At 33.4% G+C, this 14,032-nt stretch carries 15 protein-coding genes; 9 read left to right on the top strand and 6 right to left on the bottom strand.

What is annotated here, in order from left to right:
• The first annotated feature begins 104 nt into the window (after positions 1-104).
• The 3 genes from D8M03_RS05460 to D8M03_RS05450 all read left to right on the top strand — a co-directional run bounded on the left by D8M03_RS05460 (position 105) and on the right by D8M03_RS05450 (position 3,376).
• Entirely contained in the window at positions 105-1,628 is a 1,524-nt protein-coding gene (locus tag D8M03_RS05460; protein ID WP_245987466.1) for a DEAD/DEAH box helicase, read from the top strand.
• Positions 1,629-1,667: 39 nt separating this feature from the next.
• A complete protein-coding gene (locus D8M03_RS05455) occupies positions 1,668-2,447 on the top strand; it encodes a YqhG family protein (protein ID WP_121213764.1) in 780 nt (259 codons plus the stop codon).
• Positions 2,448-2,566: 119 nt separating this feature from the next.
• Complete coding sequence (locus D8M03_RS05450; RefSeq protein ID WP_121213763.1) at positions 2,567-3,376, top strand: carbonic anhydrase; 810 nt, start codon at positions 2,567-2,569, stop codon at positions 3,374-3,376.
• A gap of 305 nt (positions 3,377-3,681) precedes the next feature.
• Here the strand turns inward: D8M03_RS05450 and cbpA are convergent, their stop codons facing one another.
• Entirely contained in the window at positions 3,682-4,323 is a 642-nt protein-coding gene (gene cbpA / locus D8M03_RS05445) for a cyclic di-AMP binding protein CbpA (protein WP_121213762.1), read from the bottom strand.
• A gap of 199 nt (positions 4,324-4,522) precedes the next feature.
• Here cbpA and D8M03_RS05440 point away from each other — a divergent pair, with 199 nt between their 5' ends.
• Positions 4,523-4,864: a DUF378 domain-containing protein gene (locus D8M03_RS05440; protein ID WP_121213761.1), complete on the top strand. Its 342-nt coding sequence runs from the start codon at positions 4,523-4,525 to the stop codon at positions 4,862-4,864.
• Positions 4,865-4,950: 86 nt separating this feature from the next.
• Here the strand turns inward: D8M03_RS05440 and D8M03_RS05435 are convergent, their stop codons facing one another.
• On the bottom strand, positions 4,951-5,586 hold the full coding sequence (locus tag D8M03_RS05435; RefSeq protein WP_121213760.1) for a hypothetical protein: 636 nt from the start codon (positions 5,584-5,586) through the stop codon (positions 4,951-4,953).
• Between the two features lie 182 nt (positions 5,587-5,768).
• Here D8M03_RS05435 and D8M03_RS05430 point away from each other — a divergent pair, with 182 nt between their 5' ends.
• Entirely contained in the window at positions 5,769-6,209 is a 441-nt protein-coding gene (locus tag D8M03_RS05430; protein ID WP_121213759.1) for a hypothetical protein, read from the top strand.
• Positions 6,206-6,748: a D-glycero-alpha-D-manno-heptose-1,7-bisphosphate 7-phosphatase gene (locus D8M03_RS05425; RefSeq protein WP_121213758.1), complete on the top strand. Its 543-nt coding sequence runs from the start codon at positions 6,206-6,208 to the stop codon at positions 6,746-6,748. The genes D8M03_RS05430 and D8M03_RS05425 overlap by 4 nt, the downstream gene beginning before the upstream one ends.
• A 28-nt stretch (positions 6,749-6,776) precedes the next feature.
• Here D8M03_RS05425 and D8M03_RS05420 read toward each other — a convergent pair whose 3' ends face one another.
• From D8M03_RS05420 to D8M03_RS05410, 3 genes are all read right to left on the bottom strand, one after another.
• On the bottom strand, positions 6,777-6,998 hold the full coding sequence (locus D8M03_RS05420) for a hypothetical protein (RefSeq protein ID WP_121213757.1): 222 nt from the start codon (positions 6,996-6,998) through the stop codon (positions 6,777-6,779).
• A 155-nt stretch (positions 6,999-7,153) separates the two neighbouring features.
• Positions 7,154-7,969, bottom strand: a complete 816-nt coding sequence (locus D8M03_RS05415; protein WP_170148387.1) for a uroporphyrinogen-III synthase — start codon at positions 7,967-7,969, stop codon at positions 7,154-7,156.
• Between the two features lie 270 nt (positions 7,970-8,239).
• A complete protein-coding gene (locus D8M03_RS05410; protein WP_121213755.1) occupies positions 8,240-8,674 on the bottom strand; it encodes a hypothetical protein in 435 nt (144 codons plus the stop codon).
• Between the two features lie 272 nt (positions 8,675-8,946).
• Here D8M03_RS05410 and D8M03_RS05405 point away from each other — a divergent pair, with 272 nt between their 5' ends.
• The 3 genes from D8M03_RS05405 to D8M03_RS05395 all read left to right on the top strand — a co-directional run bounded on the left by D8M03_RS05405 (position 8,947) and on the right by D8M03_RS05395 (position 12,836).
• Positions 8,947-9,750, top strand: a complete 804-nt coding sequence (locus tag D8M03_RS05405; RefSeq protein ID WP_121213754.1) for an N-acetylmuramoyl-L-alanine amidase family protein — start codon at positions 8,947-8,949, stop codon at positions 9,748-9,750.
• A gap of 124 nt (positions 9,751-9,874) precedes the next feature.
• Positions 9,875-11,203, top strand: a complete 1,329-nt coding sequence (locus D8M03_RS05400) for a diguanylate cyclase domain-containing protein (RefSeq protein ID WP_170148386.1) — start codon at positions 9,875-9,877, stop codon at positions 11,201-11,203.
• A 136-nt stretch (positions 11,204-11,339) separates the two neighbouring features.
• On the top strand, positions 11,340-12,836 hold the full coding sequence (locus tag D8M03_RS05395) for an ATP-binding protein (RefSeq protein ID WP_121213752.1): 1,497 nt from the start codon (positions 11,340-11,342) through the stop codon (positions 12,834-12,836).
• A 45-nt stretch (positions 12,837-12,881) separates the two neighbouring features.
• On the opposite strand, the gene D8M03_RS05390 is transcribed toward D8M03_RS05395, so the two are convergent.
• Positions 12,882-14,018 (bottom strand): zinc-dependent alcohol dehydrogenase, encoded by a 1,137-nt coding sequence (locus D8M03_RS05390; RefSeq protein WP_121213751.1) that lies wholly within the window; start codon positions 14,016-14,018, stop codon positions 12,882-12,884.
• Between the last annotated feature and the right edge of the window lie 14 nt (positions 14,019-14,032).

Raw genomic sequence — 14,032 nt, 5'->3', positions numbered from 1 at the left:
TTTTTCATACAATCAATTCACCAATGTACCTATTAATATAATTCGTAATTATATGTTTTACGATTTTGGACAATCTAATAGGTACAAAAAGCGAGGTGACATCATTGATTATTGAAAGGTCGTCAAATTGGCGGGAAGATTTTATTGAACGTGTGAACAATGATGGTCCGTGGGATAGTTGGACTCTATATAAAATGAGTTATGAAGTAGAAAAAATGAATTTAATTCCTGAATTTACAGGATTGCAGGCACCAAAATTTCTAACAAATCTTCAATTGTTACCACACCAAATTGAAGCTGCACAAACAGTCATCGAGAAAATGAATGGGAAAGCTATTTTAGCCGATGAGGTTGGTTTAGGGAAAACAATTGAAGCTGGATTAATCATGAAAGAATATATGATACGAGGTCTTGTGAAAAAGGCACTGATTTTAGTTCCTGCTTCCCTTCAAAATCAATGGGTGACAGAACTAAATGTACGCTTTTTTATCCCAGCAATTAGTTATCGAAGAAATACACCAATCGAACAATATGATGTCGTAGTCATGAGTATGGATACAGCTAAAAAAAGTCCACACCGTGAAAAAATCTATGAACAAGATTATGACATGATTATTATTGATGAGGCACATAAATTAAAAAATCATAAAACCCAAATCTATGAATTTGTGCAAAGTATAAAAAAGAAGTTTTGTTTATTATTAACAGCTACACCAATTCAAAACGATGTGTTTGAAATTTTCTATCTTGTTTCTTTATTAAAACCAGGTCATTTAGGTAATTATGAAACATTCCAAGAATCCTTCGCAGCAACAAAACGCAGTATTGAAGGAGAAAAATATTTAAAAGAACTGGTTAATCAAGTAATGGTCAGAAATCGCCGATCAGATACTGGAATTGAATGGACAACCCGAAAAGTTCAAACTATCCCAATCCAATTTACAAATGAAGAACGAGAAGTTTATGACATGCTTTGTGAACTAAAATCTGTTTCTTCCGTATTCGCTAGCTCTTTTACAATGGTTACACTCTTAAAAGAAATGTGTAGTAGTAAAGAGGCGACATTCTTAACGTTAAACAAAATGCTTCAAAAAATTAATGCGAAAGAAGAAATCGATTATATTGAACAAATCATTGAAAAATTAATGAAACTAGAAATTAACGCCAAAGCTGAGAAAGTATTAGAAATTATAGAAAAAGCAAACGATAAAGTTATTATTTTTACAGAATATCGTGCAACACAAAGTTATTTACAATGGTATTTGCATACGAAGGGAATCTCCAGTGTGCTGTTTAACGGGAAGTATAGCAAGAATAAACGGGATTGGATGAAGCAATTATTTAGAGAACAAGCCCAAGTTTTAATCGCAACGGAATCAGGTGGGGAAGGGATAAACCTACAATTTTGTCATCATGTTATAAACTATGATTTACCTTGGAATCCGATGAAACTAGAACAACGAATTGGACGTGTTCATCGTCTAGGACAAGAAGAAGATGTTCATATATACAATCTCGCCATTGAAAACACAATTGAACAAAAAATCCTTGATTTATTAAATGATAAAATTGATGTTTTCGAAAAAGTTGTTGGCGATTTAGATGATATTTTAGAGAAAAAAGCATAATGGTCAACTCACTAAATAAGCAAGAAAGGAGGAAATTTTATGTATGCAACTGAAATTCACGACTATTTAAAAACATTTTTTAAAGAAACCAATTGTGAAATTGTTTCAGATGAAGGATTTCAATTAACCGTCCAATTAACAATTGATATGGACAAACGAATTATGAATCGTCCATTTTATTGGAAGTATATTGAAGCAACAAATAGTGAACCGAATCCTGCACGTCTGACGTTAATCACGGACCGAACCCAGACACAAAATCAGTTTATGGGGGAAATTATTCATTATGGTTCAGGGCGATTAAATCAAATCTTTAAAGCAACTAAAGATCTAGGGTCCTTTGTTTTAATGTATGAGCAAGTCGATAATACAAAAAATCAAACAACGTTAACCCCATATTTTTGTGTGAATTATAAAGTATCTTATTACTGTGACCAAACAAAAGAAACGATTCATTCCTTAGGTATTAACTTAATCAATGGAGTTATTGAAGACAATTTTCATGAGTCGATTTGCGATATGAATTTAACAAATGAAATGCCAGAAAAAGCATTCTGTCTGCAATACATCATTAAGCCAAGTAGAGCATTGGAACGTTTAGATTTGATGATACAGAACCTCATCACACAAGATGATCACTCTTGGGCAGAGGAAGCGAAAAATAGGTTTGAGAAGGAGCTAGAAGTACTAAATTATTTTTATCAAGATAGAGAGGAAAAACCAGAAATATATGAAATCGAGAAAAAAGGCTTAGAAGAAAGATTTAACCCTAGAATTAAAGTGGAAATTATTAATGGTGGTATTTTTTATTTGAAATAGAACTAGCAGGAGGAGTCTCACTTTTAGAGATCCCTCCATTTTTATTTTTAAAAACGTGAATAGAAAGGAGCGTAAATTGGCTAATTTGATAGTAAAGAGCAATTAAAGGAGAAAGGATTATGAAAAAGAATTATGTTATTGCATACTTAACATTTGCAATTGTTTTAGCACTAGTAGCCTATTATACAATGGATACAACAGAACAAGCACCAGTCGAAAGTGAAGAGCAACTCACAGTAAATTGGTCTTATGATGGTGAAACTGGACCTCAACAATGGATGGATGTGAGTGCTGATTACGCAGCTTGCGGTAGGGGGGAGTTGCAATCACCAATTAATATCGAAGTTTCAAATACGGCCAAGGAAGAACTTGATGAAGAAGTTAAATTGAATTATGAAAAGGCATTGTTTGAAATCGAAAACAATGGTCATACAATCGAAGCAAACTCAACAACACAAGATAATTCATTAATGATTAATGATGAAGAATATAAGTTAACGGGCATTCATTTCCATTCCCCAAGTGAACATCAAATCAATGGGCAGTATTTTGATATGGAAGCACATTTATTCCATGAAACAAAAGATGGGAAAATGGCCATTATTGGATTATTTATTGAAAGTGGAGAAGAGAATAAAGAGCTAGCAGAGATGTGGGCGAATATGCCAAAAGATGGGGCAGAAGCAGTGAAAGTTTTAAAGAACCCGATTAATTTAGAGCAGCTGTTACCAGAAGAGAAAAATGTGTATCAATATGTTGGTTCGTTAACTTCGCCGCCTTGTACTGAAGGGGTGAATTGGTTCGTATTAGAGCAACCGATTGAAATGTCAAATGAGCAAATTAATCAATTTAGCTCGATTTTCTTACAAAATAACCGTCCGATTCAACAGTTAAATAATCGTGATGTTTATAAGATTGAGTTGGATTAATAAATTTTAATAAATAGCTAAATGAAAACAGGTACTCATGGAATCTTATGAGTACCTGTTTTTTTCTCGAGTCGCTGTTCTCCGTTCTAGCCGACGCTTTTCGCGGGCAAGTGGACGTCTGAAAACTTTTTTGAGACGTCCACTTTGCTCCTATTGCTTACGCACTTGTCGTAAACAAATTTGCTGTTCCCGCAGAGTTGTCCTTCATTCCAATCAATTTTCAAAGGAATTTCTGTTTCTAATGCATCCGTAAGATTAAAAAAATCTACTTATTTTCTAACCACTTCTTATTGTTGTCATATTATTCAAAACCCTTCATGATTAAAAACTTCTATGTCAATGAGTTGAGCTCCGGCTTTGTTTAGGAGGGTTTCGATTTCTTTAACTATTTCTGATGTTGCGCCTTTTGCTAATGTTACGATAATTCTTCGTAAATAGTATTTATCATCATCCATGGAGAAAACACTATGAATTCCTGATTTTTTCTTTATGCTCTTAAGGATCTTAGCTAATATGCCTTCAGTATCAGGTAGTGCAATGGTTAAGGCACAGCTGCCAGTTTTATATCCCCATGCTTCTTCAAGTAATTCAAATACTTTCGAGTGCGTTAAAATACCGGTAAAATTCTTATTATCATCAATGACAGCAAGATAAGGCAATCTTTTAATGGTAAAGAAAATTTCGAAGAAGGAGCTTTCTTCATGAATTGTGCCATCTTGATCAACGGCTAATTCAGAAATCGGAATATCTTCATCTCCATGCCCCAATTTATGTTCTAAAATATCCACTTTATAGGCATTGCCAATAAATTTGTTCCCTTGTTCATCTAAAACGGGAATACATCTATAGCCAGATTCATTCAATAAATTTAAAACTTCTGTACTCGAATCGTTTTCCTTACACCAAATAACCTCGTTTTTCTTTACGTATCGTTGTTTAACAATCACAATTTTTCTTCCCTTCCATTTGAGAAAGTCTAGGCAAACGGATTTTGCGCATAGAATTTCAAACTATTTTTAGAATATGAAACCATGTAGAGAGATATTCATCATGAAATGTATAAATGCCAACAAACTGCAAAAAATATGAGCACACAAAATGTTAAGTTGTGTACATTACCAAAAAATATTATTTGGAGGTTATTACATGGGAATTATTTACCGACTTGCATTAGTATTAGCCATTATTGGTGCAATAAATTGGGGACTTATTGGTTTATTTCAGTTTGACCTAGTGGCTACGTTATTCGGAGGACAAGATACTTTCCTATCCAGAACGGTTTATACACTTGTTGGAATCAGTGGTCTTTTATGTATTCCACTATTATTTAGAGCATTTGAAGAAGATGAAGTTGATACAGTTACAAACGATACACGCAATAGTAATGCCTATACTAATATGAATTATCAAACAGAATTTGGTGAAGAAACTGAATTTACTGAAGAAGATAGAAAACGTGCCCGTGAATTATATACGGATGATAAATAATGAGAAATCGATGGTGAAAACATTTGTCACCATCGATTTTTTGTGTAAAAGAAAAGGTTCGTCCAAAGTAAGACGAACCAATATATTTATTCCGTTAACTTTTCATATTTTTTGGGGAAAGGTACACCAATTTTTTCGAACTCTACTTTCGCTTCATTTACGCGTTCTTTTATTTTAGCTTTTGTTTCTTCATCAAGCTTATCAAATTTTTCACGCATAGGGTCTTTTGGTAAATCTACTCCGAATTCCGCTAGCTTCTCTTTTGCTTGTTCTTCGGTAATAGTTCCATCTTTCTTTTGTTTGAAGATGTCTTTTACTTGTTTCTTTTGTTCTTCATTTAAATTTTCAAAGGCTTTACAGTGTTCTTTATCTTTCTTTGTATCAATTCCCAGTTCAGAAAGTTGTTTATCTGCTTCTTCTTTAGATATTTTACCTTCTTCGGCTTGTTTGAAGATGTCCTTTGCTTTCATCTTCGTTTCCTCATCAAGATTATCAAGGAAATCATGATGATGTTGTGGTGGTTTTAATCCCCATTTTTCTAAATCAGTTTTTAAAGATTCTAATATTGTGTCTACTTGTTGCTTTTTCTCCTTATCAAGCTTGTCATAATTATCATGGAAGCTATGGTCATGAGCCAAAATTGGAGTCGCTTGTGCTCCAAAAATGCCAAAAGCTAAAATTGGTGTTAAAAAGTACACCCAATATTTATTTTTTCCCTTCATAGTATTACTCCTTTCATTTCTTTTCGAATATATTCTTCCCGATTTTTTAAATTCCATTAGTCTATTTAAAATAGATGTTTGCATAAAGTGTTTACTATACCCTTTTATAAATTGGAATAACTTTTCCTATTTCAGGTAAAAATGCGATTGTATCCAAAATTAAGAAAATGAGTGGTGGTTAAATGGGATATCTTTTAATTGTGATTTTAATTATGGCAATACTAAGTTTAATATTGAATTTTATAGGAAAAAAAATCTCTTATAGTTATATACTATATACGCCTCCCATTTCGTTAAGTGTTGGAATATGCCTTTATTTAGTGAAACTATTTAATATCGATTATCCAGTAGAAGGTTTTTCCATTATTTTTGATTTACTTGTATTAACTGCACTTATTACGGTATGGATTTTTGCTATTATTGAAACAATTATTATTGATGTAATTGAACAAGGACCTGAAATTAAAGATGACTTCTCTTATTTAGGGAAAAAACTAGTAACGTTATGTAAATTGGCTGTTGAAAGAATGAAGAGTAAGCATACAAAACTAGAACCATTCGAGCTAATGGAAGAAGAGACAGTTGAAAATGTAGAGAAAAGGGAAAAGGTGACACAGAAGTGAAAACAGCAGTATTTTTAGATCGAGATGGAGTCATAAATGAAGTACTATCTGCACGCGTAAAATTTGTGAATAAAAAAAGTGATTTATATTTCTTGCCTGGCGTTCCAGAGGCAATTAAGAAGTTAAATGCTTCGTTTGATTATATTTTCGTTGTAACTAATCAAGGTGGAGTAGGGCTTGGGTTTATGAAGGAAGCTCAGCTTGTAAAGATTCATGAGCACATGGTGAGCGAATTGAAAAAACAAGGGGCCATTATACATGATGTCGCTTATTGTGCCCATAAACCAAAAGCTGGCTGTGAATGTCGAAAGCCTGGAAGTAAGATGATTGAGGATCTTGCTAAAAAGTATGAGGTAGACCTTTCAAAATCTTATATGGTAGGGGATACAGATACAGATATTATGGCTGGGAAAAAAGCAGGGACTAAATGTGTTTACCTAGGTGATCACGATGAACTGGCAGATGCTGTTTGCACAGATCTATTACGAGCTGCAGATTGGATTATTGAGGATTTAAAGAAGAACACCATTGAAAAATGAAGCTTCATTTTCAATGGTGTTTTTATTTTTAACGTCTTTTCTTTTTATCGAGAGCAGATAGCACTGGTGCTTGTTTCTTCTTAACTTCCAACTCAACAGCGATATGGTATCTGTATCCATCTACATCGGTAACTGATAATACTGTCCCTTTTCGTCCTTTAATTTTAATTGCTGCTCCTTCTAATGGTACTTCATTAAGTAATTGACTTAATATCAGGTTATTTTTTTCATAAAAGTGAACAGCATACATAATTCATCGCTCCTCCTCAAGGATAATCACGGACAGTGCCGAAAACAAATAAGTTCAACTAGTCAATCCGTGGCGGTGAAGGGTACCGACTGATTGAAGTTTCACTTAATTCATTTTATGTCGAGGGAGGAGATATAGAATAAGTTGGAACGACCTTAAAAAATTTCAACTTCTTTATAATATTTATTTAATGTCATGAGTGCACTACCCATTCTTTCATCTTGTGGCATGATAACACGATTGACACCATATTCTTTTAAAACTTTTCCTGTTACTTTACCAACTGATAATGCAATAACATTCGTTTCAAATGCCTCGAGCAATTCTTTATTTTTGTGTTGAGCAACTGCATATTTGAATAGATATTTTACTTGAGGTGTACTTGTGAAACTAACAGCATCCAGTTCGTTGGAAAGTATCTCGTTTAATAATTTTTCTAACACTTCTGTTTGTGGCGGGATATGTTCGTACGGTAATATTTCTTGCACCGTATTATTTCTTTCAATTAACCAATCAATTAATTCTGAATGAGGTTCACCATATAGTTGAACAGCTATCGATTGGTTTGATAGTTGTTGTGCTTCTAGTTGTCGAATGAGTCCAACAATACTTCCATCATCATCCCGAACAATAGGATTTAATCCTCTTTTTTTCAATGCATTGGCCGTTTTATACCCACGAATGGCAATTTTTAAATTTTGTAATGCAGCGAGTAAGGAGTCCTCTTTTCCTGCGTCTTTTGCAATCTCAAATAATTTTTCAAAACCAATACCTGTTGTAAAGATTGCCCATTGGAATTTGCCATTAATAATTTTATCAATTTCTGGTTCGATTACTGCTGCATCAAAAAAGATTGTCCCTTGAGCAGGGCGGTGTACTGCAGAACCACCAAGTTGTACGATGATTGCTGATTGTTCTTCAATTTTTCTAGTGCCAAGTAATGCGATTCGTTTATTCTCTAATCCAGCCATAAAAGTCCTCCTTAACATTCTATTATTGATATATTAGCAAATAATAAATTGAAAAGGGGGATTTTTTTCAGAAAATAAAGTAAATTCATTGGATTTGAATGAATTGTGAACATAAAAATAAAACGGAAATGAGACAAAACAAAAAACTCAATATTTTTCATTTAAGAAAAATGTTGAGTTTTTCATGAAGACGTTCCATTGCGTGCCCAGAATCTATGTTTATTTACTATTCTTTTCGAAAAATCACTTATGTGTCAGCATCAGAAAGATTTATATAACTAGATCTACTTCCTTTGAAACCCATAGTTCTTGCAGAATGATACGAATTGTATGCATATGAGAGTTTGCATTATCTAATATGTCCATATAATCGTCCATTTTTTTATGCTTATTGATAAATTTTGATAGTTTTAATTTGTTGTGTGTATACCTAGCCAATTCCGCAACTTGAGGTGATTGAAGACATTGCTTTAAAAAGTTTAATTTAAATAACTCCAATTCTTTCCGATACTCATCTTCCTTCATTGTAATATTTACTAGTTTTAGCTGCATGATTCGATTTTGAACTTGATTTGTTAAATCACGAATATATTCAATAGTCAGCTTTTGATTCTCAGATAACTTATATACGACAGGAGCGGCGGGATAGTCAATTTCTTCAAAAGCCATTTTCAGGAATGTTTCATAGGCCTTCTTATAATCCATAGAATCACCTCTTGTATTATAGTTAATAGATTATATGCAAGAAATTTATGATAATTCGATATTAGTCATATAATCATACAACTGTATAATGAGGAAATTAATTCCAATGTTAAAGATAGAAAGTGCATTGTTAAGCATGAGAATGTTTCAAGATTCCTAATATTATTGATAATTTTTTTGAGATTTTAGGGGCTTTTTTATGAGAACAGAGATATATAAATCATATACAACAAATGTTTTCGAATATATTAATTGAGGGGTGATAGAAAATTATGGTAAAAATCGGATTTGATGCAGGACACGGTATTAATACCCCAGGAAAACGCACACCAGATGGAGAAAGGGAATGGTCATTTAATAATCAAGTGGTCATTGCATTCCAAAAAGAACTTTCTCAATATGGTGGGGTGGAGTTACGTCGATTTGATGATCCAACTGGCCAGAGGGATGTGCCATTATTAGAACGAACAAATGGCGCAAATCGATGGGGAGCAGACTATTATATCTCTTTTCATCACAATGCTCTGGCAGGACAATGGGGTAACCATACAGGTGTGGAGACATTTGTTTATACGAGTCCAAAACCAGGAAGTTTGGCCTTAGCAAATGCAATCCATCCTGCAGTAGTACTCGCATACGGTTTGCGCGATAGGGGAATTAAAAGGGCCAATTTACACATTGTTCGGGAAACAACAATGCCGGCCATTTTAATTGAAGGCGGATTTATGGACAGCACAATTGACATAAAGAAGTTAAGGGATAACCAAGTATTAGCAAATGCGGGTACTCAAATTGCACAAGCACTTGCAAAATACCTTGGATTAAAGAAAACCACGAAGGAAGGAGAATTAACCGTGGCGCAATACGAAGAGTTAAAAAAATTAATTGAAGCACAAGCTAAGCGAATTCAAACACTTGAATCAATGATTGGCTTAAACGAACGGGAAGCTTCAGCAACTCACAAAGAAGCTTGGGAATGGGCAATAAAGGAGAGACTATTGAATGGGAAGTATCCAAACCGTCCATTAACAAGAGAACAATTTGCTACTATTGAATATCGAAAAGCGAAAAAATAATAAAAATGAAGGCCTGAACTTAGTGTTTAGGTCTTCATGTTTTTTAACCAATAGTAGATTATTTTTTACTATGTTAAAATAAGCATATTGAATTATGTTTCTAGGAAAGTATGTGATAAAATCTATGAAATTTCACTCACTTGGAAAATTAGGGAATAAGCTATTAAACTCAATTATTTTTTCAGCGATATTAATTATTATAGTCGTTATACTACTCACCTTTTCCATTCGTTTTGCCTTAGATGCGAATATAAAAGGTCAACGTATATTAGATACTATTGACGTATCTGCTAATCAACTATTCCGATCCATCATTGATCAGGAAACTGGTCAAAGGGGGTATAGTTTAACGAACCATGAGGAATTTTTAGAACCTTATTATTTAGGACAGGCGGAGTTTTCTAAAAGTTCTGCCAATTTATTGAGTAATACGAAAAGTTTTGAAAAATTACAAAACAAAGCATTAGAAATTATACAGCTTGGGGAGCATTGGCAATCAACTTATGCTGAAATGTTTGTAGAACAAGGGCGTAATGGAGAAAATCTTAATATAAATTTATTAGATGATGCCAAACATGCCTCGGATGATTTTAGAACTAATTTCTTTGAATTTAGTAAGAGTATTGATGAAGAGCGGACGATTGTTCGAAATACAATGAAGTATCGAATTAATATGACATTAATTATATTAGTAGCAACAATTATTGTTATTATGTTAGTGAACCTATTGATTAATTTTAGAATTCTAAAAGAATTAATTAAACCGATTATTAAGCTAAGTAGCTGTGTACAATCTTATACAGAACATGATTTTACAAAAGAAGTTCCAATTTATAATAAACAGGACGAACTTGCTGATTTAATAAGAAATGTTGGCGTCATGCGTACTGAATTATCATCAAATATCCATTCTTTAGAGGCAAAAGTAAATTTTGATGGATTAACGGGACTTTATAATAGAAGGTTTTTTAATGATGTATTTACTAATGTATGGGAAGAATCTTTAGAAACTACAGAACCATTGTCTTTTATTCTATTAGATATTGATTATTTCAAAGATTATAACGATACATATGGTCATTTAAAAGGTGATGAGTGTTTAAAAAGGATTTCTAAAAAGTTGAAAGAATTTAATAAAGAGCCAAACAGTTATGTAGCAAGACTTGGAGGAGAAGAATTTGTAGTGCTGTTACGCAATCAAAATAAACAGCAAACCTTACAAGTGGTAGAGGAAATTCGTGCTGCTATTTTGGCATTAAGAATTCCACATCAAACCTCACTAACAAATGAATATGTGACCGTTAGTATAGGAGTTTCTACAATTACACCAACAGAAAACTTAAAGCCGTCTGACATGTATATAATGGCTGACCAAGCGCTATACGAGTCCAAAAATAATGGACGTAATCAAGTAACTAATTATGGAAAAAAGAAAGAGTATTTAACATTATAAATTCATATTTTGCTGCCTTCTTTTTAGGCAGTTTTTTTCATAGCTTGAGCCAATTTATAAATCGGTTCACAAAAATAAAAATATTAATTTATAATTTAAGGAAGACTGTACCAGTAGTGATAAAGGAGCATATATCGTGAAGGCAATAAATTTATTATCCCTGTTGAGTGCTAGAATGGATTTAAGTTTAACAAACTTTTCGAAGTACGTGACGCAATTTGGGATGAATCCGAAAATCCGTATTAGTGAAATAGATGATCTCAAATCGTTAGTAGAGGAAATGAAAAAACATACAGACCAATTCACTACTTTTCATAATTTTTATGTTGGCTTTATGATTAACCGGATTGGCAAAGAATTTGATTTATTACGAATTGGGGAAAAAAGTGTTGTTAATATTGAGTTAAAACGTGAAAGTAGTGAAGAAAAGGTACTTCGACAGCTCGTACAAAATCAATATTATTTAAAATTTCTCGATAAAGAAGTTTATAACTTTACATTCATTTCATCTACTAAGAAACTGTACTTTTTAACAGATTTGAATCAACTACAAGAAGTAGAAATGCCACTTCTGATAGAAAGACTACAAGAACAAACATTTATTCATATCGATAATCTAGACGATGTGTTTGATCCAACGAATTATTTAGTATCTCCTTTTAACTCACCGGAAAGTTTTATGGAGGATAAATATTTCCTTAGTGCTCAGCAAAGTACATATAAACGAGAAATATTAAATTTAATTCCAACTGATAAGACAAGTTTTATCGTCATAGAAGGTGGACCGGGTACTGGTAAAACGCTTTTAACGTATGACATTGCAAAAGAATTTATGAAAAATAATAAGAAAGTGCTCATTTTCAACTGTGGAAGGTTAAATAAAGGACATGAGAAATTAATTAATGACTATCAATGGCCGATAGAACCGATTAGTAATTTTAATAAAGCAAAGCAGTTAACCTATGATTTCTCTCAGTACGATTTAATCATTTTTGATGAAGCACAGCGATTGTATAAAAATAAGTTTTTCAAATTGATCGAGTTAATAACAGATTTAAAGATTAAGTGTATTTTTTCATTAGACCCTGATCAAGTACTGACAACCTTTGAAATTAATAATAATATTCCAAAACTCATCCATGAGCAGTTAAAGCCAGTGAAGTATGAATTAACAACAATTATTCGCCATAATATAGAGATTTCTTCATTTATCAATAATTTATTTGACTTAGCTCGAACTTCTGATATTCAAAAGTATACAAATGTTTCGATTCAATATTTTTCTTCTAAAAAGTTTGCAAGAAACTATTTGCAATTTATGAGGGAAGAGGGGTGGAAGATTATTGACTACACGCGATCTGGATATATTGACCAACCGGATAATGACCACTCTCATAAAGGATACCGTAGAGATGTATCCGGAAAAGAATATGACCATGTTGTGGCAGTCATTGATAAATTATTCTATTACAAAGATAATCGGAAATTATCAGCGAAAGAAGAAGGTAGAAAACCGTATTATCAACCAACAAAAATGCTTTATCAAAATATCAATCGTACGAGAAAAAAACTACATCTCGTCATTGTGCATAATTCAGAAGTGTTGGATAAAGTGTTGAAGATATTGAATTGATGAAGAGCAGGAGTAATTATTTTTGAATACTCCTGCTCAAGTTTTTTATGGTTTTAAAATAACTTTAATGCAATTGTCTTGTTTTGTATCGAAAATTTCGTACCCTCTTTTTGCTTGGTCTAACGGAATGACATGGGTAATGATATCGCTTGGGTCCACTTTACCTTCTGCAATGAGTTGATAAAGGTAAGGCATATAATGGACGACAGGTGCTTGACCAGTGCGAATGTTTACATTGCGTTGGAAAATGTCACCAAGTGGGAACCCGTTATAACGAGCACCATACACACCTGTTATTTGAATTGTGCCCCCTTTTCGAACGGCCTGACTTGCGATGACTAGGGCACCCATTGCACCTCCTTGGAGTTTTAAGCCACTAGCTAGAAACTCTAAAGGAGTCATTTTGCCACTCATTCCAACACAATCGATGACCACATCGGCACCGCCTTTTGTGATTTCCTTTAAATACTCACCACAATTTTCATGATCTTCAAAGTTCACAACCTCAACTTTATTTGTCCGTTTCGCATGCTTTAATCGGTAACCGATATAGTCAACGGCAATGACTCTTTCTGCACCCTTTAACCATGCAAACTTTTGTGCCAATAAACCAACAGGACCACAACCAAGAACAATAACTGTATCACCAGCTTTTACCCCTGCATTATCCACACTCCAATAGGCAGTTGTGGCTGCATCGGCCAATAAAACTAAGCTTTCATCTTTTACTTCACTGTTTTCTGGAATTTTAAATGGGATAAAGTTTGCGTAAGGCACACGCATATATTCCGCCTGTCCTCCGGGGAAACCGCCTGTTGTATCAGAATATCCGAAGTAGGCACCCATTTCTCCATTGTCATTGGCATTGTCACATTGGCTTTCTAGTTCATGTTTACAATACCAACATTCCCCACATGCAATATTAAATGGGATGATGACACGATCGCCTTTTTTTACCTTCGAAACACCTTTTCCAACTTCTTCGACAATTCCCATTGGTTCATGTCCAACCACATAATCTTTTCCTAAGTTTGGGATCATCCCATGGAATAGGTGAAGGTCTGAACCGCAAATTGCCGTGGAAGTTAGTTTAATGATAATATCGTCATCTTTTTTTATTTTCGGGTCCTTTACTTCTTTTACTTCAACGTTTTTAATTCCTTGAAACGTAACTGCCTTCATTCTTATCTTCCTTT

Origin of the sequence: Ureibacillus endophyticus (assembly GCF_003628435.1) — a bacterium.
In the GTDB taxonomy this organism is placed as follows: domain Bacteria; phylum Bacillota; class Bacilli; order Bacillales_A; family Planococcaceae; genus Ureibacillus; species Ureibacillus endophyticus.
The sequence above is the reverse complement of the archived record's forward strand: the minus strand, read 5'-3'. Positions and strand labels throughout refer to the sequence as shown.

Excerpts from the sequence above, each read along its gene's own strand:
- D8M03_RS05455 (WP_121213764.1), top strand. The coding sequence starts at position 1,668 with ATGTATGCAACTGAAATTCACGACTATTTAAAAACATTTTTTAAAGAA.
- D8M03_RS05450 (WP_121213763.1), top strand. The coding sequence starts at position 2,567 with ATGAAAAAGAATTATGTTATTGCATACTTAACATTTGCAATTGTTTTA.
- D8M03_RS05440 (WP_121213761.1), top strand. The coding sequence starts at position 4,523 with ATGGGAATTATTTACCGACTTGCATTAGTATTAGCCATTATTGGTGCA.
- D8M03_RS05435 (WP_121213760.1), bottom strand. The coding sequence starts at position 5,586 with ATGAAGGGAAAAAATAAATATTGGGTGTACTTTTTAACACCAATTTTA.
- D8M03_RS05430 (WP_121213759.1), top strand. The coding sequence starts at position 5,769 with ATGGGATATCTTTTAATTGTGATTTTAATTATGGCAATACTAAGTTTA.
- D8M03_RS05420 (WP_121213757.1), bottom strand. The coding sequence starts at position 6,998 with ATGTATGCTGTTCACTTTTATGAAAAAAATAACCTGATATTAAGTCAA.
- D8M03_RS05415 (WP_170148387.1), bottom strand. The coding sequence starts at position 7,969 with ATGGCTGGATTAGAGAATAAACGAATCGCATTACTTGGCACTAGAAAA.
- D8M03_RS05410 (WP_121213755.1), bottom strand. The coding sequence starts at position 8,674 with ATGGATTATAAGAAGGCCTATGAAACATTCCTGAAAATGGCTTTTGAA.
- D8M03_RS05405 (WP_121213754.1), top strand. The coding sequence starts at position 8,947 with ATGGTAAAAATCGGATTTGATGCAGGACACGGTATTAATACCCCAGGA.
- D8M03_RS05400 (WP_170148386.1), top strand. The coding sequence starts at position 9,875 with ATGAAATTTCACTCACTTGGAAAATTAGGGAATAAGCTATTAAACTCA.
- D8M03_RS05390 (WP_121213751.1), bottom strand. The coding sequence starts at position 14,018 with ATGAAGGCAGTTACGTTTCAAGGAATTAAAAACGTTGAAGTAAAAGAA.